Here is a 26245-nt window from a genome sequence, read left to right on the forward strand (position 1 = left end):
ATGAAGCAGATTTTGTTCATGGATACGACGCTACGTGATGGCGAACAATCACCAGGAGTGAATTTAAATGAACAAGAGAAATTGCAAATTGCAAGGCAATTAGAGAGACTAGGTATTAATGTCATGGAAGCTGGTTTTGCAGCAGCTTCCGAAGGGGATTTTCAATCGGTAAAACGCATCGCAAATACCATTCAAAATGCTACAGTTATGAGTTTAGCTAGAGCGAAAGAAAGTGATATTCGAAGAGCATATGAAGCCGTGAAAGGTGCTGTATCTCCTCGTCTACACGTATTTTTAGCTACAAGTGATATTCATATGAAATATAAACTTTGTATGTCAAAAGAAGATGTATTAGATAGTATTCACCGCTCGGTGACACTCGGGAAATCATTATTTCCGACAGTACAATTTTCAGCAGAAGATGCGACAAGAACAGCAAAAGCTTTTTTAGTTGAAGCAGTTGAAGTTGCAATTCGTGCAGGAGCGAATGTAATTAATATTCCAGATACAGTTGGATATACGAATCCAGAAGAATATTATTCTCTTTTTAAATACTTACAAGAATCCGTTCCTTCATATGAAAAAGCAATTTTCTCTTGTCATTGTCACGATGATCTTGGGATGGCAGTAGCGAATTCATTAGCTGCGGTTGAAGGCGGAGCGTTGCAAGTAGAAGGAACAATTAATGGAATTGGAGAAAGAGCAGGGAATGCGGCGTTAGAAGAAGTCGCAGTTGCTCTTCATATTAGAAAAGATCTCTATAAAGCGGAGTCTTCTATGACGCTAAAAGAGATTAAAGCGACGAGTACATTAGTAAGCAGATTAACCGGTATGGTTGTACCGAAAAATAAAGCGATTGTTGGAGCGAATGCATTTGCTCATGAATCAGGAATTCATCAAGATGGTGTATTAAAAGAAGTGACAACGTATGAGATTATTGAACCAGAGCTAGTAGGCGAATCTCAAAATCTATTCGTACTTGGAAAACATTCTGGACGTCACGCGTTTACAGAAAAAATGAAAGAGCTTGGTTATGAATTTACAAAGGAAGAACGAGATACGGTGTTTGAAGCCTTTAAAAAATTAGCTGATCGTAAGAAGGAAATTACTGAGGAAGATTTACGTGCACTTATGCTTGGGGAATCAGCATTTGCGGCTCAGCAATATAACATTACGCAACTACAAGTACATTTTGTATCAAATAGTACACAATGCGCGACAGTTGTGCTAAAAGACGAAGAAGGAAATGTATACGAAGATGCAGCCACTGGTTCTGGTAGTATTGAGGCGATTTATAATGCAATCCAAAGAATTTTAGGATTAGAATGTGAATTGGCGGATTATCGCATACAATCTATTACACAAGGCCAAGATGCACTGGCTCATGTTCATGTTGAATTAAAAGAAGGAACGCATCAAGTATCAGGTTTTGGTGTTGCACAAGACGTATTGGAAGCTTCGGCGAGAGCATATGTCCATGCAGCAGGGAAATTGAAATCTTTTATCCAGCTTGTGAAATAAGTGTTTGATAGGTGAGAGAAGCCTTCCTCACCTATCAAATTAAAGTTCTGAAAATTCAGTTAAAAGGAGTGTTGAAATTGGAAAAACGTATCGTTTGTTTAGCTGGTGATGGTGTTGGCCCAGAAGTTATGGAAAGTGCGAAGGAAGTATTGCATATGGTAGAGAGGTTATATGGGCATCATTTTCATTTGCAAGATGAGTATTTTGGCGGGAGTGCTATCGATGTAAATGGGCAACCATTACCGCAACGAACGCTTGCCGCTTGTTTAGCAAGTGATGCGGTTTTACTTGGAGCGGTTGGTGGACCAAGGTGGGATAGCGCGAAGGAAAGACCGGAGAAAGGATTATTAGCTCTAAGAAAAGGGCTTGGAGTATTTGCAAATGTTCGCCCTGTAACGGTAGAAAGCGCAACGGCACATTTATCGCCATTAAAAAACACTGATGAAATTGATTTCGTTGTCGTTCGTGAATTAACAGGTGGAATTTATTTTTCTTATCCGAAAGAAAGAACGGACGAAGTAGCAACAGATACACTTACGTATCATCGACATGAAATTGAACGGATCGTTTCTTATGCCTTTCAATTAGCGAGTAAGCGGAAGAAAAAAGTAACATCTATTGATAAGGCGAATGTTTTAGAATCTAGTAAACTATGGAGAACTGTTACGGAAGAAGTAGCACTTCGTTATCCAGACGTTGAACTAGAACATATTTTAGTAGATGCAGCTGCGATGGAGTTAATTCGGAATCCAGGACGGTTTGATGTAATTGTAACGGAAAACTTATTTGGGGATATTTTGAGTGACGAAGCTTCAGTATTAGCGGGATCATTAGGAATGCTTCCATCAGCAAGTCATGCAGAAAAGGGACCTTCATTATACGAGCCTATTCACGGATCAGCGCCGGATATTGCCGGAAAAAATAAGGCGAATCCAATTGCAATGATGCGCTCTGTTGCAATGATGCTTGGGCAATCATTTGAATTAACGAGAGAAGGGAATGCAATTGAATCTGCGATATCTGCAGTTCTTAAATTAGGAAAATGTACAGTAGATATCGGAGGAGATGAGACGACAACTTCATTTACGAAGGCAGTTATACAAGAGATGGAAGAGCAAGCGTTAGTAGGGAGAGGGAGATAATGGGAAAAAGGCTGCTAGATAAACTTTGGGAAAGACACGTAGTTACGACAAACGAAAATGGATTAGATTTATTATATATCGATCTTCATCTTGTTCATGAAGTAACGTCACCGCAAGCCTTTGAAGGCTTGCGGCTTACAAATCGAACGGTTCGCAGATCTGATTTAACATTCGCAACGATGGATCATAATATTCCAACGAAAGATGTTTGGAATATTACCGATCGCATTGCGAAACAGCAACTAGATACACTCCGGGAAAATTGTAAACAATTTCAGGTGCCGTTAGCAGATATCGGGGATGAAGAGCAAGGGATTGTTCATGTTATCGGACCAGAACTTGGACTTACACAACCAGGAAAAACAATTGTTTGTGGTGATAGTCATACAGCAACGCATGGTGCGTTTGGCGCGCTAGCATTTGGCATTGGTACGAGTGAAGTGGAGCATGTATTGGCAACGCAAACGTTATGGCAACGAAAGCCGAAAGCGATGGGTATTGAGTTAAAAGGAAAATTACAGAAAGGTGTTTACGCAAAAGATATTATTTTGCATTTCCTTTCAAAGTACGGTGTAGCAGTTGGAACTGGATATGTAATGGAATTTTACGGAGAGACGATTGAGGCTATGGAGATGGAAGAGAGAATGACGCTTTGTAATATGGCAATTGAAGGAGGAGCAAAGGCTGGTATTATAGCACCAGATGAAAAAACATTTGCTTATGTAAAAGGACGTAAATATGCACCGAATGACTTTGAAACATTCGAGAAGAAATGGTCTGAACTTTATACAGATTCAGATGCAATTTATGATTTACATATTACGATAGATGTGACGGATTTAGCACCGTACGTTACGTGGGGAACCAACCCGAGTATGGGTGTTCGTATTGATGAAAAATTGCCAGAAAAGCAGGATGCAAATGACGAAAGAGCATTTTCTTATATGGGATTAAGCCCTGGACAAAGCACGTATGACATTCCTGTTCAGCATGTTTTCATTGGATCTTGTACAAATTCCAGGCTTTCTGATTTAGAAATTGCTGCATCTGTTGTGAAAGGGAGAAAGGTAAAAGAAGGTGTGCGAGCGCTCGTTGTACCTGGATCGAAAAGAGTAAGGGAAGCTGCGATGCAAAAAGGGCTACATCACATATTTGAAGAAGCTGGATTTGAATGGAGAGAACCTGGATGCTCAATGTGTCTTGGAATGAATCCAGATCAAGTACCTGAAGGAGAACATTGTGCTTCGACTTCAAATCGTAATTTTGAAGGAAGACAAGGAAAAGGGGCACGAACACATTTAGTTAGCCCAGCAATGGCGGCAGCAGCTGCGTTATACGGTCATTTTGTTGATACTAGAAAGGAGAGTTATGATGGAGCCATTTCGTATTCATAAAGGTACTGCTGCAGTACTGATGAATGATAACATTGATACAGATCAAATTATTCCGAAGCAATACTTAAAGAGAATTGAAAGGACGGGATTTGGAAAATATTTATTCGATGAATGGCGTTATGATAATAACCGCCATGAAAACCCTAATTTTCCGCTTAATGCACAAAATAGAAAAGGAGCAAGTATATTAATTACAGGTGATAATTTTGGTTGCGGTTCTTCAAGAGAACATGCTCCGTGGGCGCTTGCTGATTATGGTTTTCGCGTTATTATCGCCGGCGGGTTTGCAGATATTTTTTATATGAATTGTATGAAAAATGGTATGTTACCAATTGTAATGGATAAAGAAATGCGAGAACAACTTGCCAAAACGGATGCGAGAGAACAAATAGAAGTAGATTTAGAGAATGAGGTAATTACAACGAGTACGCACAGATTTCATTTTACGATCGAGAAAATGTGGAAAGAGAAATTATTAAATGGTCTAGACGAAATTAGTATTACGATGCAATATGAACAAGAAATTGTAGAGTATGAAAGGAAAGTAACTTTATATTAAGAAATAACGGAATGTTCAAAATGTATTTACATTCAGAATTAAGTATTATATACTATGTAAAAATCAGAGGAGAAAGGGAGTAAGTATTATGAATATCATGCAATCTATTAAAATGCTTACACAACTACATCATCATACATAAAGCCCTTGAACCTAGCGTGAAAACGTGTAGGCACAAGGGTTATTCCCGTTGTACCTACACTCTACTAAAGAGCCTTGTAGGTATTTTGTCTACAAGGCTCTTTTTATTTTCGGTTTAGGTGAATGAAATGGGCATACATTAGAAAGGGAAAGGTGTGAGAATTTAGATGACAAAATGGAAACGGGCAAACCCAAATGGAACGAGAGACTATTTATTCGAAGAATGTACGTTAATTGAAGAAGTGGAGCAAAAATTAAGACGTACTTTTTTAGGGCGAGGTTATGAGGAAATAAGGACACCTACAATTGAATTTTATGATGTTTTTGCTTTTCAAAATAGACCGATAGATGAAGAAAAGATGTATAAATTTTTTGATGAAAAAGGACGGATTATCGTGTTACGTCCAGATATGACAATTCCTTTAGCGAGAGTGATGGGAACGCAGAGGTGGGATACGCCGCTTAAACTGACGTATGGCGGGAATGTATTTCGGGCGAATGAGTCCCTTACTGGAAAATATAATGAAATTGTACAAAGTGGTATTGAAATTATAGGGATTGATAACGTAAGAGCTGAAATTGAATGCGTCATAAGCGTCATTCAATCACTTCAAAAGGTGAAGGTGCAATCTTTTACAATAGAGATTGGGCAAGTGCAGTTATATAAATGTATTGTAAAAAAACTCTCCATTCATGAGGAAGAAGAGAGAGTACTTAGGACATACATTGAAAGTAAAAATTATGCGGCTCTATCAAATTTTATTAGAGAAAAGAAATTAGATCAATGTGATGAAACAGTAAGATTACTTGAGAAATTACCAAGGCTATTTGGGAATTTAGAAGTGATTGAGGAAGCAGAAAAACTCGCCTCAAGTAATGAAATGAAAATGGCGATTGCAAGAGTGAAAGAAATATATGAAGCAATTGAAAAACTAGGCTATGGATCTTACATATCAATTGATTTAGGTATGATCCAACATTTAGATTACTATACGGGAGTTATTTTCAAAGGGTATATATATGAAATTGGAGAAGAAATTGTTAGTGGCGGAAGATATGATGAGTTAATTGGAAATTTTGGAGAGATGCTGCCGGCTGTTGGACTCGCGGTGCAAGTCAATCAAATTGTGAAGGCGCTGCAAGAGCAACAAGAACCATATGAACGAAAAGGAATAGATATTATTATTCATTATGAGTTAAATAGATTAGCAGAAGCGGAAAGATTACGAAATTTGCTTCAAAAGAACGGAAAAAAAGTAGAGCTATCCTTATTCTCTAATGTAAACGACACCTTTCAATTTGCAAGAAAAAATCAAATAGTAACGGTCGTTGAGGCAAAGAACGAATCATTAGTGGAATATGTATGGAAAGAGAAATGGGTAGTCCAGAAAGAAGGAGAAACTTCATGCGTAACATTCAAATTGCGTTAACGAAAGGAAGATTAGAAAAACATGTGATTCCGCTCTTTGAGCAGATTGGGATTGATTGTTCGGAGCTCAAAAATAAAGGACGAAAGCTTGTCTTTCAAAGTAAAAATACAGATATCTCATTTATTTTAGTGAAAGCAGTAGATGTTGCTACTTATGTAGAACATGGAGTAGCTGATATTGGGGTCGTTGGAAAAGATATTTTAATGGAAAATGAGAAAGATATTTACGAAATGTTGGATTTAGGAGTGGGCGTGTGTAAGTTTTGTGTTGCTTCTATTCCTACGTATAATCCGAAGAGCTACCGAAAGAAACGCATTGCGACGAAATATCCACATATTACTTCTAACTATTTTCATGATAAAGGGGAGGATGTAGAAATTATCAAAATAGAAGGTTCTGTAGAAATTGCTCCTATTCTTGGATTGGCAGATGCAATTGTTGATATTGTGGAAACAGGAAAAACATTACAAGAAAATGGGCTCATTGTATTTGAGGAAATGTGTTCTATATCTGCTCGAATGATTGTAAATAAGGCTGCATTAAAAACTAAAAAAGACGAAATATTCAGTATTGTAAATATGATGGAGCAAGAAATTTTGTCAGGAAAATAGGGGGACTTGTAATGGAGATAGTTTGTGAAGATTTTCAAAAGGCGTTATCGAAAATAAAATTGCTACGAGAAAACGCTAATATAATAGAAGAAACTGTTCAAAGAAGTGTAAGTGAAATCGTTCGAAATGTAAGGAAGAGTACGGATGAGGCTCTATCTTTTTATACAAAAAAGTTTGATGGTGTGGAGACTAAAGCGTTTCGTGTAAGTGAAGAAGAAATAAAACAAGCGGGTATGTTTGTAGAACATTCATTTTTAGAAGCGTTACAAGAGGCGAAGAAAAACATTATTTCGTATCACGAAAAGCAAAAAAGGCAATCTATATTCGATTGCGCGAGTAAAGGTATCATTAGAGGACAAATCATTCGGCCTTTAGAAAATGTAGGGGTATATGTACCGGGCGGAACGGCTTCGTACCCTTCATCAGTATTAATGAATGTATTGCCAGCAAAACTCGCAGGTGTGAAAAAAATTGTAATGGTAACACCACCAAGGCAAGGGGGAATTGATCCACATATTTTAGTTGCTGCAAGCCTTGCAGGAGTAGATGAAATTTATACGATAGGTGGTGCGCAAGCAATTGCTGCTTTAGCATATGGGACGGAATCGATTCCAAAAGTGGATAAAATAGTTGGACCAGGAAATTTGTACGTCGCTCTGGCGAAACGAGAAGTATACGGAATAGTAAATATCGATATGATTGCTGGACCGTCAGAAATTGTAGTTATTGCTGATGAAACCGGTAATGCAAAATATATCGCTGCTGATTTATTATCACAAGCAGAACATGACGAGAGAGCAACAGCAATTTGTATTACAACGAATATAGAGTTAGCAAAAGAAGTAGAAAGAGAGATAGAAAGACAGTTAGAAACATTACCAAGAAGCGAAATTGCACGTGAATCGATAAATAGAAATGGAGCTATCTTTATCGTTCCTTCTTTAGATGAGGCGCTACAATTATCGAATGAAATCGCTCCAGAACATTTAGAGTTACATATAAAAGAACCGATGAATGCTCTAGCTTATGTGAAACATGCAGGATCTATCTTTCTTGGTTCATATGCACCGGAACCGCTCGGTGATTATTTAGCAGGACCGAATCACGTGTTACCGACAAGTGGAACGGCAAGGTTTTTCTCACCGTTATCAGTCGATGATTTCGTGAAAAAATCAAGCTTTCTGTCTTATACGGAGGAAGCGTTAAGAGATGTACAACATCATATTGTAGAACTTGCCAATAAAGAAGGGTTACATGCGCATGCGAGAGCAATTCAAATAAGATTTGAGGAGGAAGAATAATGCGTGAGTGCAGTCAAATACGTGAGACGACAGAAACAAAAATAAAATTAAGTTTACAGCTTGATGAAGGCAAGAACGTTTCTGTACAAACGGGAGTTGGATTTTTTGATCATATGCTAACTTTATTTGCAAGGCATGGAAGATTCGGTTTACAAGTGGAGGCGGAAGGCGATGTATTCGTTGATGCGCATCATACAGTTGAAGATGTTGGAATTGTACTCGGAAATTGTTTGAAAGAAGCATTGCAAAATAAAGAGGGGATTAACCGTTATGGCTCCGCATATGTACCGATGGATGAATCTTTAGGTTTTGTCGCAATTGATATTAGCGGGCGCTCATATATTGTGTTTCAAGGAGAATTAACGAATCCGAAGCTAGGGGATTTTGATACAGAACTAACAGAAGAATTTTTTAGAGCAGTTGCTCATGCTGCCAATATTACATTACACGCTCGCATTTTATACGGAAGCAATACACATCACAAAGTTGAAGCGTTATTTAAAGCGTTTGGTAGAGCGCTTAGAGAAGCAGTCGAAAGAAATGCCAGCATTACTGGTGTAAATTCCACGAAAGGGATGTTGTAATTGATTGCTATTATAGATTATGGAATGGGAAATATTCGCAGTGTGGAACAAGCATTACAATATATTGGAGCAGAGTACATCGTAACGGGTGATAAAGAAAAGATTTTTAGAAGTGATGGAGTAATCTTACCAGGAGTAGGTGCATTTCCGAAAGCGATGGATGTATTGGAAGAAAAAAATTTAGTGCGTGTATTAAAAGAAGTCGGGAGTTCAGGAAAACCGCTTCTGGGCATTTGCCTAGGGATGCAGCTTTTATTTGAAAAAAGTGAGGAACTACAAGACTGTAACGGATTAAGTTTATTGCCAGGTGTTATTCGAAAGTTAAAGGTTCCTTATAAAATTCCACATATGGGATGGAATGAGTTAAAGAAAGAGGGAGAAATAGCACTTTGGAATGGAGTAGAGGACGGTTCTTTCGTATATTATGTTCACTCTTATTATGCAGATTGTCCAAATGAAATTGTGTATGGGATAAGTGAATATGGAGTGAAAGTACCTGGTTTTGTAGCAAAAGGAAATATATACGGCGCACAGTTTCATCCTGAAAAAAGCGGTGACATTGGAATGCAAATGTTGAAAAATTTCAAAGGGGTGGTAGAGGCATGGAAATCTTCCCAGCTATCGATTTAAAAGAGGGGCGATGCGTTAGACTTTATCAAGGAGAGTTTAGTAAAGAAACAGTAATGAATGAAGATCCGGTTGCGCAAGCGATTATATTCGAAAAATTGGGAGCGAAAAAGTTGCACATTGTTGATTTAGATGGTGCAATTGCTGGCGAGTCAGTAAATTTGCTCGTTATTGAAAGAATTTGCAAGGCAATACGTATTCCTGTGCAAGTTGGAGGCGGAATTCGATCACTTGTAGCGGTAGAGAAGTTATTGTCAGTAGGTGTAGATAAAGTGATTTTAGGAACAGCTGCTCTTTATGATAAGGAATTTTTAGAAGAAGCAGTTCTTCTATATAAAGAGAAAATCATTGTTGGAATTGATGCGAAAAATGGTTTCGTAGCAACGAGAGGCTGGCTTGATGTGTCTGAAATTTCTTACATTTATTTAGCGAAGCAAATGGAGAATGTAGGTGTTCAAACGATTGTGTTTACAGACATTTCGAAAGACGGGACACTTGCAGGGCCGAATTTAGAGCAATTGGAGTTACTACAAAAAAGCGTGAGCATTCGTCTTATTGCTTCTGGAGGAGTGGCATCTATTCAAGATGTGAAAAAATTAAATGATATGAATATATACGGCGTCATAATTGGTAAGGCTCTTTATGAGAAAACGATTGATTTAGAAGAAGTGCTAGAGGTAACAAAGTTATGTTAGCGAAACGCATTATTCCATGTCTAGATGTGAAAGAGGGCCGAGTCGTAAAGGGTGTAAATTTTATAGGGTTACAAGACGTCGGTGATCCTGTTGAAATAGCCGCTTTATATAATGAGGCGGGAGCAGATGAAATTGTATTTTTAGATATTACGGCAACGCATGAAGGACGAAAAACAATTATAGATGTTGTAGAAAAAACAGCTTCGAAAGTATTTATTCCTCTTACAGTTGGCGGGGGGATTTCAAGTGTTAAAGATATGTACAATTTACTAAGAGCTGGAGCGGATAAAGTTTCAATCAACTCAGCGGCAGTGGGAAATCCAAAGCTAATCGAAGAAGGGGCAGAACACTTTGGCTCACAATGTATTGTCGTAGCAATTGATGCTAGAAAAGTAGCAGAAGAAAAGTGGAATGTTTATGTGAACGGCGGAAGAGTTGATACGGGTATGGATGCAATCGGATGGGCAAAACGCGTTGCCGAGCTAGGGGCAGGCGAAATTTTGTTAACGAGTATGGATGCAGATGGAACGAAAAACGGGTATGATCTTCGTTTAACAGAAGAAATTTCAAAAAGCGTTTCCGTACCAGTCATCGCGTCAGGCGGATGTGGTCATGTTGATCACATTATAGAAGTTTTTCAAAAGACAACAGTTGATGCAGCACTTGCGGCATCCATCTTTCATTATGGTGAGGCGACAGTGCAGGACGTAAAGAGAAAATTAAGAAATGCAAATGTTGAGGTGCGGTTATGAAACCTAACTTTTCAAAAGGATTATTACCAGCAGTTGTAATTGAAGAAGGGACAAAAGAAGTTTTAATGCTAGCTTATATGAATGAAGAAGCATATGAAAAAACGCTAGAAACGAAAAGAACATGGTTTTATTCTCGTTCAAGACAATCGTTATGGAACAAAGGAGAAACATCAGGAAATGTCCAATATGTGCAATCTCTTTATTTAGATTGTGATCAAGATTCAATTGTTGTTGTCGTAAAGCAAGTGGGACTTGCTTGTCATACAGGAGAGAAAACATGTTTTCACTACAAAATTATATAGGGGGATACATATGGAAAATGCCTTTAAATTACTATTTGAAACAATTGAAGAACGAAAGGGAAATCCACTTCCTGAATCGTATACAAATTATTTATTTTCAAAAGGAGAAGATAAAATTTTAAAGAAAATTGGTGAAGAATGCACGGAAGTAATTATCGCATCTAAAAATAATGACAAAAAAGAATTAGTGAAAGAAATGGTTGATGTATTGTATCACTGCTTTGTTTTATTAGCTGAAAAAAATATATCATTAGAAGATGTTATGGAGGAAGTGACAGAAAGAAATGGGAAGCTTTCGCGAGTAGGGGACAGAAGTGAAATAGATACATTATAAGGGGGAAATGTAGATGAAGGTGGATTATCACATTCATTTAGAAGAAGGGCCATATTCAATAGGATGGCTAGCTAAAATAAATGAAGCATTGCAACATTATGAACCGCTTAAAGAAGAAAAACATTCTATGGAATGGCTTGTGAAAACACAAGAACACCTGCAAAGACGTGTGAAAGAAGGGCCATTTACAACGAAATGGATTGATTTATATTTAGAAGAAGCTTTGCGAAAAGGTATAAAAGAAGTTGGTATTGTCGATCATTTATACCGTTTTTATGAAGCGAAAGAATACTATGAAAGATATGTCGATATAAGTGATTCAGGGCTTGGTCGTTTACAGAAGGAATGGTTAGGTCAAGTAAGGGTAGCGTCACTGCATGATTTTACAAAGACAATTGAAGAGGCGAAAGAACGATGGAGTAAACGAGGCGTGATGCTAAAACTTGGAATTGAAGCGGATTATTTTATTGGTGGTGAACAAGAATTACAATCTTTACTCGCATTAGGAGATTTTGATTATGTAATTGGTTCTGTTCATTTTTTAAATGGCTGGGGATTTGATAATCCAGATACGAAAGAATATTTTAAAGAACATGACTTATATGCTTTATATGATACGTTTTTCAAAACGGTTGAGTGTACAGTTCGCTCTAATTTATTTGATATTATAGCTCATCTTGATAACATAAAAGTATTTAATTATCGGTTAGATGAAAATGAACAACTTTCATATTATAAGGAAATTGCGCGTGCGTTAGTAGAAACAAATACGGCAACGGAAATAAATGCAGGATTGTACTATCGCTATCCTGTACGCGAAATGTGTCCAAGTCCGCTATATTTACAAGTATTAGCTAAGTATGGCGTTCCAGTTACTCTCTCCTCAGATGCTCATTATCCGAATGATTTAGGAAAATATGTGGCAGAGAATATAAAGACGTTACGTAATCATGATATTTCTCACATAGCTACATTTACGAAACGAGTAAGAACGATGAGATTACTGGAAGAAGAAGTAACAATTTCAAAATGATCACGATTTTTTGATGAAAACCACCCTTTTTGTTCAAAATAAGAAAGAATAAGAAGGAGGGTAAGAAATGGCGAAACAACAAAATAAACAAAATGTACAAGATGTACAAGGTGCACAGCAACAAGCTTATACTTCTGAAACGAATGCTACATCTCAATCAGTTATTGAGGAACAAATTAGCGATACAGTTGCAGAGGGAACGATCGATGCAAAGCTTGGACAAGAATCGCAAGAGAAAGCGTAAGAAAAGGGGAGAGATGGATCTCCTCTTTTCTTATGGGGAAAAAATGTCGATTTTCAAAACTATGATCAAATTCCTTGGTTTTTATAGGTGGATTTCTTACAATGAAAGATAAGAGATATCTTATTTTTTATAGAAGAGGTGTTAGTAGTGGCAAAAATATTAGTAGCAGGGAAAATTCCAGCAATCGGATTAGAACTATTAAAGGATCATGATGTAGAAATGTATGATAAAGATGCATTAATTTCTTTAGATGAATTAACAGATCGTGTAAAAGATAAAGATGCATTGTTAAGTCTACTTTCTACAAAGGTGACAAAAGAAGTTATTGATGCGGCACCTAATTTGAAGATTGTTGCAAACTACGGTGCTGGTTACGATAATATTGATTACTCGTATGCCGGAGAAAAAGGGATTGCGGTAACGAATACACCGAAAGTATCAACTGAAGCGACAGCAGAATTAACATTTGCACTTCTTTTAGCAGCTGCACGTAGAATTCCTGAAGGCGATACATTATGTCGTACAACTGGATTTAATGGATGGGCACCATTATTTTTCTTAGGCCGTGAAGTACACGGTAAAACAATTGGAATTATTGGTCTTGGAGAAATCGGAAAGGCAGTTGCAAAGCGTGCGAAAGCGTTTGGAATGAATGTTTTATATACAGGACCAAATCGAAAGCCTGAAGCTGAAAGTGAACTGGAAGCAACATATGTAACATTGGAAGAATTATTACAAACAGCAGAATTTATTACAATTAATTGTGCTTATAATCCGAAATTGCATCATATGATTGATGATGAACAGTTTAAAATGATGAAGAAAACAGCGTATATTGTAAATGCTTCACGTGGACCAATTATGAATGAAGCGGCACTTGCTCATGCATTAAAAACGAATGAAATTGAAGGAGCAGCTCTTGACGTGTTTGAATTTGAACCGAAAATTACAGAAGAGCTAAAAGGATTAAAGAATGTAGTACTTGCTCCTCACGTAGGAAATGCAACGTTCGAAACGCGTGATGCGATGGCTGAAATGGCAGTAAGAAATATTTTAGCCGTATTAAAAGGGGAAGAGCCTGTAACACCTGTAAATCAAAAAGTAGTAGTTACAAAATAAAAAGAAACCTTCCGGAATCGGAAGGTTTCTTATTTTTCTTTATTTGCTCTTTTAGACGGTCTTTGTCTGAGAAATTGAGATAGCATATACAAAATATATAGTGGAATAGCAATGAATAAGAAAACAGAAAAATTACCGAACCCTGTTTGGTACATTGTTATAATGATTCCAACTAGAAATAGTGTAATAATGATGCTATATCGTGGAATTGGTACATCTTTTAAACTTGGGATACGAATGCGGCTCACCATTAAAAATGCGAACGTTACAAATACTGTAATAAGAACGATTTTTGGAATGGTATGTGAAAATAATGTTAAGAAAGCAACAAGCCCTCCCGCTGCTGTAATCGGTACGCCAGTGAAATATTTCATTGAAGTAGAAGATGGTGTTACATTAAATCGTGCTAAACGGTATGCTCCGAAAAGAGGGAATAGTCCCGCTATGTATAGTCCGATGATTCCGTAATTGGAGAAAGATGTGTAATACATGAGAACAGCAGGTGCTGCACCAAATGTTACGACATCCGCCAGCGAGTCAAGCTCTTTTCCCATTTGTGAATCAACACGTAATAAACGAGCAACACGTCCATCAAGACTATCTAACATCATCCCGATAAGTACTAAAATAGCAGCTGATTTATAATATCCTAAAGATGCATAGCCGATTGATAAGAATCCACTATATAAATTTCCGAGCGTAAATAAGTTTGGAATAGCTGCTCTATACAAAATCTGATCCCTTGCTTTCTGTAATAAATTCTTAATTAGTTTATGAAATTTTACTTATTTTATCATACCATAAATTTCTTCCTCATACGAAAAAAATTCCCAATTTGTGAAAGATTTCATAGCGGAATGATTTGAAAAATAAGTAAAAAAAGAAGCAACTTTTATAAAAGTTGCTTCTGGTGCTATTCAAATTTCGTTGTCATTGTTCCGGTTTTATAACGATTGTTAGGGTCGAAACGTAATAAGTCTCCATAAATGAGTTTGTCGGAAAGTTTCAATTCAGTTTTTGCTTTTTCAATATTTGGTTGACATAATGAAATGTCCGCTTCTTCACCTGTATTTCGTTTATAGCACATGTTTTTTGTATAAACATAGTTTTCCGAAACGAAGCTACCATCACGCATTACCATAAGTGGATCTTCTTCTTTAATAAATAGGTCAGTTCCAAATTCAACTGATTGATTTGTTTTAACACCAAGTAAATGAAGTAGCGTTGGTTTAATATCAATTTGACCAGATACTTTAGAAATGACTTTTCCTTCTTGACCAGGTACATGAATAATGAGAGGGACGCGTTGTAATTGCATAGAATCAAACGGTGTAATAGCGTCTTTCCCAAGGAACTGAGCCATAGCTGCATTATGGTTTTCAGAAATACCGTAATGATCTCCATAAATGACAATAACGGAATTATCATACAGTCCTTCCTCTTTTAATTGTTTAATAAATAATTTCAGAGCTTCATCCGTGTAACGAACGGTTGGGAAGTAGCGGTTTACAACACCACTTTCCGAATTAAACTCATCAACATATTGATCTTCTGGATTTAGAAGAAATGGAAAATGGTTTGTTAAAGTAATAAATTTTGTATAGAACGGTTGTGGTAAAGATTTTAGCTTTGGAATCGATTGTTCAAAGAACTCTTTATCTTTTAATCCCCAACCGACAGACATTTGTTCTATGCCTACGTAATCATTTAAATTAAAGTAACGATCATATCCAAGTGCAGGATACATTACATCACGATTCCAAAACGTTTTATCGTTGGAATGGAAGACAGCAGAAGAATATCCGTATTTTTTTAATTGTTCTGGTGTAGCTGTATATTCATTTGTTGCGTGAGTAAAGAATACAGAACCGCGGTCTAGCGGATAAAGTGAATTTTCAACGATAAATTCAGCATCAGAAGTTTTACCTTGTCCTGTTTGATGATAGAAGTTATCGAAATAAAAACTATCTTTAATAAATTCATTTAAAAATGGAGTAATTTCTTTTCCATTTATTTTTTTATTAATAACAAAACTTTGTGTAGATTCCATTGAAATCAAAATGACATTTTTACCTTTTGCAGCTCCAAATAAGTTTTTATCAACTTGCTTATCTTTTGAGTCTGTATAGTTTTTAATTTCAGAGAACCCGTCACCACTTGCAAATACACGTTCAGCCGAAGATTTAGATTGAAGTGTAATATCAAATAGATGATATGTGTATAAGCCTAAATTTTTCACGACAGTTTGACGATCAAATGAGCGTGAGAACATTTGCGGCTTATAAATAACTGAAACGGCAATTTGTAGTGCTAATAGAGCTGTTACACCGCTAAAGAAAGTTCGCTTCTCAGAGCGAGAAAGTGGCGTCTTGTCGCAAAATGCTGGGAATTTACGTGAAAGAAACATTAAAATAATTGCATCTGCAAATAAAAGTAATGTTTTGTACGTAAAGAGTTCTTTTATACTTGTCCCTAAATCAGCCATATTATTTGTTTGAAATAAAACTGGGAACGTAACGAAATCGTTATAAAACCCATAAAACATTGCATTTCCAAATAAAATAAAGGACAGTATAAAACTGATTCCAACTATAATGCGGTTTCGGTGCTTAGATGCAAGTAAAGCAAAACCGAAAAATAAAAGTAACGCAGCTAGTGGATTAATAAAAAGCATAAATTCTTCAAAGAAGTTATCAATTTTAATATCAAATGCTAGCTTGTACACAATATATGTTTTTATCCATAATAAAACGACTGCAACGAGTGCAAATCGCAGTTTTGGAAACAGACGTTGTAGCATAATATACTCCTCTCCTAAAAAGCATGACAGTTCTTGTGAGCCGGTTTGATTAGCGCCTCATTTTATATATACGAACAGTCCTTTGTTATTATGTTTATTATACTATGAGTATCATTATACGAAAATAAAAGAGAGTTGTGGACTTTTTTATAATAATTGAGTAGAAAAAGGGCAGTGGGAGACAATAAAACGGAGTTTCTATGTATGATAATTATCGTGCGCAGAAGAATCGTGTAATAATACGGAGGTTATAATGCGAAAATTATTATATTTTATAGTATGCAGTAGTGTTATACTTTTTGCTTCACCGAGTGTGTCGGTAGCCCAATATGATGCACCTCTTATGGAAGATGCCCTTTATTCTGTTTTATTTCCGAAAATAAATAAAGCAATTGAAAAACAATATGGGAGCTTGAAGCCTTATCAATGTCCTAAAATTATTAGTTTAAAAAAAGTGTATAGCGGTACATATTTATTTCAAGCAAGTATTGAAGTAACGAAGTATGAACGAGTTGCTGGGAAAATTGCTCCACCATTTGAGAAGGTAACGATTACATTTAATAATGAAGAAGGCGAATGGGAAGTGTCAAAGATTTCAGTAAAGCGCTTACCAAATGATACGAAATTAAACTGTAAAAAAACAATATAAAAAATTGTTTGACAAATAAAATGGTCCTTTGGTATTGTTAATAGCAACAATTAGATGTTTGAAAATTAAATAGACTTACCTCATCTACTCTCAAAGGTAGAGGCCGCGATAGGAAAGAGTAAGCTATGGGAGATTTAATGGAATCTGTGATCATAGGTTGAAAGGGACTATTGCCGAAATATATGAATAACCACCTTATTCATATATTGGGACTGCATTGAATAAATGTAGTACTGTCATAATATTTATTTTATGGAGAGCTATTTGGAGATGTTGATGCGGTTTCTTATTTTGAGGAGATAACAACTCGTTTATTTTTTCTATATATTTTTCCTAATAAGAAACGCGTGTGAACATTGTTCCGCGCGTTTTTTGTCTATCTAAAAGCGTGCTGCAATGAATAGAAGATTGGGGTTATGAGTTTTAGAGGAAATAAGGGAGGAATTCAAATGTATTTACACGGCACAAGCCGAATCAATGGGCAAGGACACTTAGAAATTGGAGGGTGCGATACGACGCAGCTAGCAAAACAATACGGAACACCACTTTATGTATACGATGAAGAGTCAATTCGAGGAAAGTGCCGTGCGTTTCATCGTGCGTTTAAAGAAAGTGGTTTCTCTTATCAAGTAGCATATGCAAGCAAGGCGTTCTTGTGCATGGAGATGTGCCGAGTAGCTCGTGAAGAGAATATGTCATTAGATGTTGTTTCTGGAGGAGAATTATATACTGCGCTTCAAGCAGGATTTCCAGCATCGCGCATTCATTTTCACGGCAATAATAAAACAGAAGAAGAAATCGTGATGGCTCTGCAGGCGAATATTGGTTGTTTTGTCGTAGATAATTTCTTAGAATTAGAAATTTTGCATGATTTAGCAGTGCAACATGGGAAATTTGTGAACATATTAATCCGTGTAACGCCTGGAGTAGAGGCGCACACACATGAATATATTACAACAGGTCAAGATGATTCGAAATTTGGATTTGGCGTGTCAAATGGTCAAGCGATGCAAGCAATTGAGTTTGCTTTACAAAAATCAAATTATAATGTGTTAGGAATTCATTCACATATCGGATCACAAATATTTGAAACGGCTGGATTTGTTCGAGCGATTGAAGTTCTTCATCAATTTTTAGAACAAGTGAGAGAGCGCGCGAACTATGTAGTAAAAGTATTAAATGTAGGCGGAGGATTCGGAATACGCTACACAGAGTCAGATACACCATTAACTCTTGAGACATATGTGCGAGCTGTAACAAGTGCGGTGAGGGAACAATTTACGGTATGTAATTATCCGCTTCCAGAAATATGGGTTGAACCAGGCCGTAGTATTGTAGGGGATGCTGGAACGACAATTTATACAGTCGGATCTGTGAAAGACATTCCTGGTATTCGGAAATATGTATCAGTGGATGGTGGGATGACTGATAATTTAAGACCTGCTTTATATAACGCTCGTTATGAAGCGATGTTAGCGAATCGAGGGAATGATGAGAATGAGGAACTTGTTTCGATTGCTGGGAAGTGCTGTGAGAGTGGAGATATGTTAATTTGGGATATTACTCTACCGAAAGTTGCTGCTGCCGATTTACTAGCAATTTCTTGTACAGGGGCATATGGGTACTCGATGGCGAATAATTATAATCGGATTCGTAGACCAGCTGTCGTCTTCGCGAAAGGCGGCACATCACAAATTGTTGTAGAGCGCGAAACATATGAAAATATTATTGGGAACGATCGCATACGTATTAAAGAACTTGTTTAAATGAGGAAAAAGGAGTTGTTCGGATGGGCAATTCCTTTTTTATAAAATAAAATAATTAAAATATATCGGAAAACTAGGATTGAAAAAAATCAGAATTGTGATAAAATACAAATACAAAGCTTATCAAGAGAAGCGGAGGGAACTGGCCCGACGAAGCTCGGCAACCTGCTTATAGAAAGCAAGGTGCTAAATCCAGCAAAATGGAATCCATTTTGAAAGATAAGGTAAAATATATTACCGAACAGTCTTTTCGAAATGGGAAAGATTTTTTTTATGAATAAAAAGGGGGGCTGTTCGCGTGAGTGTACGGGAACATTTTGAGGAAGTATCTGAGAAAATTCAAGCGATGCTTGCTGATATGAAATATGGTTCAATTACAATTGTTGTGCAAGATGGGAAAGTCATTCAATTAGAGAAAAGTGAAAAGGTACGTTTAAAGTAAAAAGCGCTGACTAGAAAAACTAGAGGCGGTTTTAACCTATTATATTAGGTTAAAACCGTCTTTTTGCTTTTACAGGGGGAAAGAACATGTTGACGTATGAAACGTGGGAAGAAAATAATGTTTCATTTTCAGAAGAAGATGAAACGAAAGGCGCGCTATCAGTATTAAGTTGGGCTTATAAAGAATATAAAAGTGAAATTGTATACGCATGTAGCTTCGGAGTGGAAGGGATGGTATTACTGCATCTTATAAACCAAGTAAATCCATCTGCTAAAGTTGTATTTTTAGATACAAATGTTCATTTTCGAGAAACGTATGAATTAATTCAAAAAGTGCGGGAACGATTTCCTTCATTAAATATTATAGAAAAACAGCCGGAACTTACGCTTGATGAACAAGCGAAGTTACATGGTGAGAAATTATGGGAAAGTAATCCGAACCTTTGTTGTAAAATTAGAAAAATTTTACCGTTAGAAAAATCATTAGCAGCGGAAAAAGCGTGGATTTCGGGCTTAAGGAGGGAACAATCAGAAACACGTAAGCATACAAAGTTTATAAATCAAGATCATCGCTTTCAATCTATTAAAGTTTGTCCACTCATTCATTGGACGTGGAAAGAAGTGTGGCGATATGTATACAAACATAGCTTGCCGTATAACCCGCTGCATGATGTTGGATATCCAAGTATTGGGTGTGAGAAATGTACGTTACCTGTAGGAGAGGGTGGCAATTCGAGAGATGGTAGATGGGCCGGGAAAGTGAAAACAGAATGTGGTCTTCATTACCAATAAGATGAATTTGAAAATAAAGCTAAGAGAGGGTACTGAAAATGAGTACAAGAAACGAATTAATAAATCGAATAGACGAGACATATGACGTATCACAAATTAAAAAAGAAATTCAACTAGACAACATTGCATTAAGTGATTTAGAGCTATTAGCGACAGGGGGATATAGCCCACTTACAGGTTTTTTAGGAAAGAAAGATTACGATTCGGTCGTAGAAACGATTCGTTTAGCTAATGGGAGCGTTTGGAGTATCCCCATTACATTACCGGTAACAGAAGAAGTAGCAGAGAGTCTAAAAATTGGAGAGGAAGTAAAGCTTGTCAGTGATGGAAATATATATGGTGTCATTCAAATAGAAGATATTTTTGTACCAGATAAAGAAAAAGAAGCGTTACTTGTATATAAAACGACGGATGAGGCTCATCCAGGAGTGAAGAAGTTATATGAGCGACCGAACGTTTATGTCGGTGGAGCTATTATTCTTACAAAACGCTTTGAAAATAATCCGTTTCCTTCTTATCATTTAGATCCAATTGAAACGAGAGAAGAATTTAAAAAACGTGGTTGGAAAACAGTAGTCGGATTTCAAACGAGAAACCCGGTACATCGTGCTCATGAGTATATTCAAAAATCTGCTCTTGAAATTGTAGATGGTCTCTTTTTAAACCCTTTAGTTGGGGAAACGAAGTCGGACGATATTCCTGCTGATGTAAGGATGGAAAGCTATGAAGTATTACTTCAAAACTATTATCCGAAAGAGCGTGTCTTTTTAGGGGTATTTCCTGCAGCAATGCGTTACGCAGGACCGAGGGAAGCAATATTCCATGCATTAGTTAGAAAGAATTTTGGATGTACTCACTTTATTGTAGGACGCGATCATGCAGGGGTAGGAGATTATTACGGTACGTATGAAGCACAAGAAATTTTTACAAACTTTACAGTGGAAGAGTTAGGAATTACACCGTTATTTTTTGAACATAGTTTTTACTGCACGAAATGTGAAGCGATGGCTTCGACGAAAACATGCCCGCACGGCAAAGAAGATCATGTTATTTTATCGGGTACGAAAGTAAGAGAACTATTACGAAACGGTGAGGTTCCGCCAAGTACATTTAGTCGTAAAGAAGTAGTGGAAGTGCTAATTAAAGGTTTGAAAAAAGAAGTAGTAACAGAATAGGGAGAGAATGACATGGACACGAATATTACTTGGCATACAGCATCTGTTTCAAAAGATGAGAGAAGAGTAAGAAATGGGCATCATAGTTTTGTAGTTTGGTTTACTGGTCTATCAGCTTCAGGTAAATCTACGGTGGCGAACGCGGTTGCTCGTAAACTATTTGAAAAGAATATTGGAAACTATGTACTAGATGGGGATAATGTACGCCACGGTTTAAATAAAGACTTAGGTTTTTCTGAAAGTGATCGTATGGAAAATATAAGAAGGATTGGCGAAGTGGCGAAGCTATTCGTAGATCAAGGCACTGTTGTTCTTACAGCGTTTATTTCACCGTTTCGAGTAGACCGAAAACAAGTAAGAGATTTATTAGCAGCAGATGAGTTTATAGAAGTGTTTGTAAAATGTCCAATTGAAGAGTGTGAAAAGCGTGATCCGAAAGGGCTTTATAAAAAAGCAAGACAAGGTGATATTAAAGAATTTACTGGTGTTGATTCACCGTATGAGGAACCGGAGAAAGCGGAATTAATTGTAGAAACGCACAAGTATTCTATTGAAGAATGTGCAGAACAAATCGTGAAGTACTTACAAGAGCGTAGTTTTATATAGGGGGATAAAAAATGAGTTATGAAAAAGTATGGGCTAGCAATGAAAAATTAAATCAGACTGAGAAAAATAAATTAAAAAAAGATGGATTGGAAATCTTTAATGATATTCCTTACTATGCAGAGAATGGCTTCGAATCTATTCCGAAAGAAGAGTGGGACGCATTCAAATGGGCAGGGTTATATTTACAAAGACCGAAAGAAGCTGGTTATTTTATGATGCGTGTAAATATTCCTTCGGGGATTATTACGAATGCACAGGCAGAAGTGCTTGCTTCTATCGCTGAGGATTATGGACGTGACGTAATAGATATTACGACAAGACAGGCGATTCAGTTTCACTGGTTAGAAATTCATCAAATTCCAGATATTTTTAAAAGATTGGCAAGAGTTGGGTTATCTTCAGCAGGGGCGTGTGGTGATATAACGCGTAATATTACAGGGAATCCACTTGCTGGCATTGATGCAAATGAACTGTTTGATACAACTGGTATTGTGAAAGAGGTATATGACTATTTCCAACATAATGAGGAGTTTTCTAACTTACCACGTAAATTTAAAATGTCTATTAGTTCTAACATTTATAATTCAGCAAACGCAGAGATTAACTGTGTTGCATTTACACCTGCTACGAAAGAAATAGATGGTGAGAAAAAAGTTGGTTTTCATATAAAAGTAGGTGGTGGATTATCAGCTCGTCCATATTTAGCTGATGAATTAGATGTATTCGTTTTACCAGAAGAAGTGAAGACGGTAGCGATTGCGATTGCGACGATATTCCGTGATTTTGGATACCGTGAAAAACGTCATTTAGCCCGTTTGAAATTTCTAGTTGCAGACTGGGGAGCAGAGAAATTTAAAGAGAAACTAATAGAGTATACAGGACCATTGCAAAGTAAAGGAGAAAGTGCTCTCAAAGGTTGGAATGCTGGATACTTTTATGGTGTTCAAGATCAAAAACAAGATGGACTTAAATATGTAGGTTTTAATGTGCCGGTAGGACGTTTACATGCAAAAGAAATGTTTGAGATTGCAAAAATTGCTAAGCGGTATGGAAATGGACAGATTCGTACATGCAACTCTCAAAATTTCATTATTCCGAATGTTCCGCCAGAAAATGTAACGGGTTTACTGAATGAGCCGTTGTTTGAAGCAATATCAGCAAGCCCGAAATCATTTATTGGTCATGCGGTTTCCTGCACTGGTATTGAATATTGCAATCTTGCTTTAGTAGAAACGAAAGAAAGATTGCGAAAAATTGCCGAATACTTAGATACACAAATTGCACTCGATGTTCCAGTTCGTATTCATATGGTAGGATGCCCGAATTCATGTGGTCAACGTCAAATTGCTGACATTGGATTACAAGGGGTGAAAATGAAAACGAAGGAAAAAGGAATTGTTGAAGCATTTGAAATATATGTAGGTGGAACGTTGTTAGATGGAGGGGCTTACAATCAAAAGCTAAAAGGAAAAATAGATGGTGAGGACCTACCTGAAGTACTTGCATCATTTATAAGTTATTTCAAAGAGAATAAATTACCAGCCGAAACGTTTTATGATTTTGTCGGTCGTGTTGGTATAGAGACACTACAAAGAGTGTTAAATACCGTGTTAGAAGAAGTAATAGCGTCTTAGGAGGGACAATATGGATTTATATCGATTTGAAGCTATGTTAGTAAATAGTATTGTTCCGATTGTTGTTGTTGCTCAAAGTGAAGAACAGGCGTTTAAGCTCGCGGAGATGGAGCTTGAAAAGCATTTTTTACCGCTGCCAGAAGTAAAGGAGATTTCTCTATTTGAAAAAAAGAAGATTCGAAAAGGTGCGGCATTTGTTATTCATGAGTAGGGAACAGGTAATAGGAAATAATGAAAACTTCCATTCGTATATAAGGATGGAAGTTTCACTTTAATAGTAGAAATGAGGAGAGATGATGGGGAAGGTTTATATCGTTGGTGCAGGTCCTGGTGATCCAGATTTAATTACTGTGAAAGGGTTGAAATGTATTGAGAAGGCAGACGTTATTTTATACGACCGTCTCGTGAATAAAGAGTTACTTTCATACGCAAAGCCTGAAGCAGATTTAATTTATTGCGGAAAACTACCAAATTATCACACGATGAAGCAAGAGACGATTAACACGTTTCTTATTAAATATGCGAAAAAGGGAAAAGTTGTAACGAGGCTTAAGGGCGGCGATCCATTTGTATTTGGTAGAGGAGGCGAAGAAGCTGAAGCGTTAGCAAAGCAAGGTGTACCATTTGAAATCGTTCCTGGTATTTCAGCTGGAATAGCTGCTCCTGCTTATGCTGGCATTCCAGTGACACATCGTGATGCAAGTGCAAGTTTTGCTATTGTGACAGGGCATAGGAAAGAAGGTGTTGAGGAAGAAGTGAAGTGGGAACATTTAGCGAAAGGTGTAGAGACTTTAGCTGTATATATGGGGGTTAGCAATTTACCCTACATATGTGAACAACTGATGAAGCATGGAAAAGACAAAAGTACATCTGCGGCTATTATTGAGCGGGGAACGACATCAATGCAGCGCACAGTTGTTGGGACGTTAGGAACAATTGTAGATGTTGCGAAAAAAGAACAAATTCAAAATCCGAGCATGATTGTAATTGGAGAAGTGGTCCGTTTTAGAGAAAAAATCCATTGGTTTGAGAAACAGACAGAAAGTACGTATCAAGTAAGCGGAGTGTTATAAAATGAAAGCCATCTTATATATATGTCATGGAAGTCGTTTGAAAGCAGCTAAAGAAGAAGCGGTTGCATTTATTACGTCATGCATGAACCGTGTAGAGGCAAGTATTCAAGAAGTTTGTTTTTTAGAGTTAGCGAGTCCAACGATTGATGAAGGGTTCCGTACATGTGTGAAGCGTGGTGTTACAGAGATTATTGTTATTCCAGTTTTTTTATTAGCGGCAGGTCATGTGAAAAAAGATATACCGTTTGAATTGGAAAAGTTAAATAATCAATTTTCGAATGTTAAAGTGACCTACGGTAACCCGTTTGGTGTATCAGAAACACTTGTTAAATCGGTGTATAGCGGAAGTGGCATTGAACAGGAAGATAAGGATGAAGTAACGCTACTTCTCGTTGCAAGAGGGAGTAGTGATCCTGACGTATTAAGAGATATAAACTGGATCGCTTCTTTATTTCAACATGAAGAGAAAATTAAAAAAGTAGAGGTTTGTTATTTAGCGGCTGCCGAGCCAAAATTTGAGGAGAAGTTAAAGGAAGTTGTTGAACGAAAAGAAAAGAATATCGTTGTATTGCCTTACTTATTATTTACAGGTTTACTTATGAAACATATTGAAAAAGAAGTGCGCCAATATGAGTCGGATGAGATAAAAATAAGTCCGTATTTAGGAAAAAATGAAGCGTTTCAATATATGTTAATTCAGAAAACGAAGAAATTATTGAAGGGAGATCAATATGTATCCACTTACAGTGCGAGTTGAGAAGAAACGTGTTGTTGTCATTGGTGGAGGAAAAGTCGCGGGATTTAAAATTATTCCTTTACTAAAACAAGGTGCGGATATAATTGTGATAAGTCCTGAATTGGATGCGAATTTAGTGAAACTAGTGGAAGAAAAGCAAATTCGTTGGTATCAAAGGGAGTATGAAAAAAGTGATATTCAAGGTGCTTTTTTAGTTGTTGCAGCGAGTAGTGATGCCGTATTAAATGAACAAATTGCTGAAGATAGCACAGAAAATCAATTAGTAAATGTTATTACGAACCCGGAAAGTGGCAATGTTCATTTTCCGGCGGCGATTCATCGTGGATTACTGAATGTGGCTGTTTCTACTGGAGGAGCAAGTCCGAAATTGGCAAAAAAAATCCGTGATGATATCGCAAATAAATATGATGAGGCGTATGAATCGTATCTTGATTTTTTATACGAAGTTAGAATAAAAGTGAAAGAATTACAAATAGAGAAAAGAGAGAGAAATACATTGTTGCAAGAAGTATTAAAGTCGATATATGTTCAAAATGAACAAAAAAGAAAATTGTTTTTACAAGAATTAGAGAGAAGAGTTCATATAGGATAATGAATAAATTGTACTTTACAACTATAAAAATATAATTTATAATCACAAGTAACTTCAATAAATGAAATCGATGAGCAAGAAGAGTATGTATATTTGATACGTTCAGAGAGCTGGGGTAAGGTGGGAGCCCGGTACGATAAAATATACAGAATGGGCTTGCGAGAGGTATGT

At 36.8% G+C, this 26245-nt stretch carries 29 protein-coding genes, 2 riboswitches and 1 other annotated feature (1 of these 32 only partly in view); of the genes, 27 read left to right on the forward strand and 2 right to left on the reverse strand.

Annotated features, from left to right (window positions below; translation table 11 throughout):
- From leuA to MKX31_RS05315, 16 genes are all read left to right on the forward strand, one after another.
- Positions 1 to 1521 (forward strand): 2-isopropylmalate synthase, encoded by a 1521-nt coding sequence (gene leuA / locus MKX31_RS05240; RefSeq protein ID WP_340980234.1) that lies wholly within the window; start codon positions 1 to 3, stop codon positions 1519 to 1521.
- Positions 1522 to 1598: 77 nt separating this feature from the next.
- Complete coding sequence (leuB, locus tag MKX31_RS05245) at positions 1599 to 2663, forward strand: 3-isopropylmalate dehydrogenase (RefSeq protein WP_340980235.1); 1065 nt, start codon at positions 1599 to 1601, stop codon at positions 2661 to 2663.
- Positions 2663 to 4057: a 3-isopropylmalate dehydratase large subunit gene (gene leuC / locus MKX31_RS05250; protein WP_064476672.1), complete on the forward strand. Its 1395-nt coding sequence runs from the start codon at positions 2663 to 2665 to the stop codon at positions 4055 to 4057. Before leuB ends, leuC begins: the two co-directional genes overlap by 1 nt.
- Positions 4035 to 4616 carry a 3-isopropylmalate dehydratase small subunit gene (gene leuD / locus MKX31_RS05255; protein ID WP_064476671.1) on the forward strand — a complete coding sequence of 194 codons (582 nt, stop codon included), beginning with the start codon at positions 4035 to 4037 and terminating at the stop codon, positions 4614 to 4616. The genes leuC and leuD overlap by 23 nt, the downstream gene beginning before the upstream one ends.
- Before the next feature lie 308 nt (positions 4617 to 4924).
- Positions 4925 to 6187 (forward strand): ATP phosphoribosyltransferase regulatory subunit, encoded by a 1263-nt coding sequence (gene hisZ / locus MKX31_RS05260; protein ID WP_064476670.1) that lies wholly within the window; start codon positions 4925 to 4927, stop codon positions 6185 to 6187.
- Positions 6163 to 6798 carry an ATP phosphoribosyltransferase gene (hisG, locus tag MKX31_RS05265; RefSeq protein ID WP_001244476.1) on the forward strand — a complete coding sequence of 212 codons (636 nt, stop codon included), beginning with the start codon at positions 6163 to 6165 and terminating at the stop codon, positions 6796 to 6798. The genes hisZ and hisG overlap by 25 nt, the downstream gene beginning before the upstream one ends.
- A gap of 11 nt (positions 6799 to 6809) precedes the next feature.
- On the forward strand, positions 6810 to 8099 hold the full coding sequence (gene hisD, locus MKX31_RS05270) for a histidinol dehydrogenase (RefSeq protein ID WP_088048380.1): 1290 nt from the start codon (positions 6810 to 6812) through the stop codon (positions 8097 to 8099).
- A complete protein-coding gene (hisB, locus tag MKX31_RS05275; protein ID WP_001206365.1) occupies positions 8099 to 8683 on the forward strand; it encodes an imidazoleglycerol-phosphate dehydratase HisB in 585 nt (194 codons plus the stop codon). Before hisD ends, hisB begins: the two co-directional genes overlap by 1 nt.
- On the forward strand, positions 8684 to 9313 hold the full coding sequence (gene hisH, locus MKX31_RS05280) for an imidazole glycerol phosphate synthase subunit HisH (RefSeq protein WP_000560364.1): 630 nt from the start codon (positions 8684 to 8686) through the stop codon (positions 9311 to 9313).
- Entirely contained in the window at positions 9286 to 10005 is a 720-nt protein-coding gene (gene hisA / locus MKX31_RS05285; protein WP_088048381.1) for a 1-(5-phosphoribosyl)-5-[(5-phosphoribosylamino)methylideneamino]imidazole-4-carboxamide isomerase, read from the forward strand. The genes hisH and hisA overlap by 28 nt, the downstream gene beginning before the upstream one ends.
- Positions 9999 to 10757 (forward strand): imidazoleglycerol phosphate synthase cyclase subunit, encoded by a 759-nt coding sequence (gene hisF / locus MKX31_RS05290; RefSeq protein ID WP_064476667.1) that lies wholly within the window; start codon positions 9999 to 10001, stop codon positions 10755 to 10757. Before hisA ends, hisF begins: the two co-directional genes overlap by 7 nt.
- On the forward strand, positions 10754 to 11059 hold the full coding sequence (hisI, locus tag MKX31_RS05295; RefSeq protein ID WP_340980239.1) for a phosphoribosyl-AMP cyclohydrolase: 306 nt from the start codon (positions 10754 to 10756) through the stop codon (positions 11057 to 11059). Before hisF ends, hisI (MKX31_RS05295) begins: the two co-directional genes overlap by 4 nt.
- A gap of 10 nt (positions 11060 to 11069) precedes the next feature.
- Positions 11070 to 11393, forward strand: coding sequence for a phosphoribosyl-ATP pyrophosphatase (gene hisI / locus MKX31_RS05300; RefSeq protein WP_064476666.1), 324 nt, complete (start codon positions 11070 to 11072; stop codon positions 11391 to 11393).
- Between the two features lie 13 nt (positions 11394 to 11406).
- Positions 11407 to 12426 carry a histidinol phosphate phosphatase domain-containing protein gene (locus tag MKX31_RS05305; protein WP_064476665.1) on the forward strand — a complete coding sequence of 340 codons (1020 nt, stop codon included), beginning with the start codon at positions 11407 to 11409 and terminating at the stop codon, positions 12424 to 12426.
- 67 nt (positions 12427 to 12493) lie between these two features.
- Complete coding sequence (locus MKX31_RS05310) at positions 12494 to 12670, forward strand: DUF4025 domain-containing protein (protein ID WP_088048382.1); 177 nt, start codon at positions 12494 to 12496, stop codon at positions 12668 to 12670.
- A gap of 147 nt (positions 12671 to 12817) precedes the next feature.
- Positions 12818 to 13789 (forward strand): NAD(P)-dependent oxidoreductase, encoded by a 972-nt coding sequence (locus MKX31_RS05315; protein ID WP_340980242.1) that lies wholly within the window; start codon positions 12818 to 12820, stop codon positions 13787 to 13789.
- A 29-nt stretch (positions 13790 to 13818) separates the two neighbouring features.
- On the opposite strand, the gene pssA is transcribed toward MKX31_RS05315, so the two are convergent.
- Together pssA and MKX31_RS05325 are read right to left on the reverse strand one after the other, a co-directional pair.
- On the reverse strand, positions 13819 to 14520 hold the full coding sequence (gene pssA, locus MKX31_RS05320) for a CDP-diacylglycerol--serine O-phosphatidyltransferase (protein WP_000285422.1): 702 nt from the start codon (positions 14518 to 14520) through the stop codon (positions 13819 to 13821).
- Positions 14521 to 14702: 182 nt separating this feature from the next.
- Complete coding sequence (locus tag MKX31_RS05325; protein ID WP_088048383.1) at positions 14703 to 16589, reverse strand: LTA synthase family protein; 1887 nt, start codon at positions 16587 to 16589, stop codon at positions 14703 to 14705.
- A gap of 253 nt (positions 16590 to 16842) precedes the next feature.
- Here MKX31_RS05325 and MKX31_RS05330 point away from each other — a divergent pair, with 253 nt between their 5' ends.
- The 11 genes from MKX31_RS05330 (at position 16843) to MKX31_RS05380 (ending at position 26074) form a co-directional block, all read left to right on the forward strand.
- Positions 16843 to 17238, forward strand: a complete 396-nt coding sequence (locus MKX31_RS05330; RefSeq protein WP_001228833.1) for a DUF3888 domain-containing protein — start codon at positions 16843 to 16845, stop codon at positions 17236 to 17238.
- Positions 17239 to 17327: 89 nt separating this feature from the next.
- Positions 17328 to 17509: riboswitch (Lysine riboswitch) on the forward strand.
- Between the two features lie 178 nt (positions 17510 to 17687).
- Positions 17688 to 19004, forward strand: a complete 1317-nt coding sequence (gene lysA, locus MKX31_RS05335; protein WP_064476662.1) for a diaminopimelate decarboxylase — start codon at positions 17688 to 17690, stop codon at positions 19002 to 19004.
- A gap of 117 nt (positions 19005 to 19121) precedes the next feature.
- Positions 19122 to 19230, forward strand: a riboswitch (SAM riboswitch).
- Between the two features lie 72 nt (positions 19231 to 19302).
- Entirely contained in the window at positions 19303 to 19446 is a 144-nt protein-coding gene (locus MKX31_RS05340) for a YezD family protein (RefSeq protein ID WP_000116163.1), read from the forward strand.
- A gap of 86 nt (positions 19447 to 19532) precedes the next feature.
- Positions 19533 to 20237 (forward strand): phosphoadenylyl-sulfate reductase, encoded by a 705-nt coding sequence (locus MKX31_RS05345; RefSeq protein WP_064476661.1) that lies wholly within the window; start codon positions 19533 to 19535, stop codon positions 20235 to 20237.
- Positions 20238 to 20275: 38 nt separating this feature from the next.
- Positions 20276 to 21412, forward strand: a complete 1137-nt coding sequence (sat, locus tag MKX31_RS05350) for a sulfate adenylyltransferase (RefSeq protein WP_064476660.1) — start codon at positions 20276 to 20278, stop codon at positions 21410 to 21412.
- 12 nt (positions 21413 to 21424) lie between these two features.
- Positions 21425 to 22018 (forward strand): adenylyl-sulfate kinase, encoded by a 594-nt coding sequence (cysC, locus tag MKX31_RS05355; protein ID WP_048561381.1) that lies wholly within the window; start codon positions 21425 to 21427, stop codon positions 22016 to 22018.
- Positions 22019 to 22029: 11 nt separating this feature from the next.
- A complete protein-coding gene (locus MKX31_RS05360) occupies positions 22030 to 23652 on the forward strand; it encodes a nitrite/sulfite reductase (protein WP_088048384.1) in 1623 nt (540 codons plus the stop codon).
- A 10-nt stretch (positions 23653 to 23662) separates the two neighbouring features.
- Entirely contained in the window at positions 23663 to 23863 is a 201-nt protein-coding gene (locus tag MKX31_RS05365; RefSeq protein ID WP_064476658.1) for a DUF3906 family protein, read from the forward strand.
- Between the two features lie 85 nt (positions 23864 to 23948).
- Positions 23949 to 24725 carry a uroporphyrinogen-III C-methyltransferase gene (gene cobA, locus MKX31_RS05370; RefSeq protein ID WP_000521275.1) on the forward strand — a complete coding sequence of 259 codons (777 nt, stop codon included), beginning with the start codon at positions 23949 to 23951 and terminating at the stop codon, positions 24723 to 24725.
- Position 24726: 1 nt separating this feature from the next.
- Positions 24727 to 25482: a sirohydrochlorin chelatase gene (locus MKX31_RS05375; protein ID WP_340980245.1), complete on the forward strand. Its 756-nt coding sequence runs from the start codon at positions 24727 to 24729 to the stop codon at positions 25480 to 25482.
- Positions 25457 to 26074 carry an NAD(P)-binding protein gene (locus MKX31_RS05380; protein WP_098111202.1) on the forward strand — a complete coding sequence of 206 codons (618 nt, stop codon included), beginning with the start codon at positions 25457 to 25459 and terminating at the stop codon, positions 26072 to 26074. The genes MKX31_RS05375 and MKX31_RS05380 overlap by 26 nt, the downstream gene beginning before the upstream one ends.
- A 61-nt stretch (positions 26075 to 26135) precedes the next feature.
- Positions 26136 to 26245 (forward strand) — a binding site (T-box leader) (it continues 138 nt past the right edge of the window).

Origin of the sequence: Bacillus sp. FSL M8-0063, assembly GCF_038005545.1 — a bacterium.
Classification (GTDB): domain Bacteria; phylum Bacillota; class Bacilli; order Bacillales; family Bacillaceae_G; genus Bacillus_A; species Bacillus_A wiedmannii.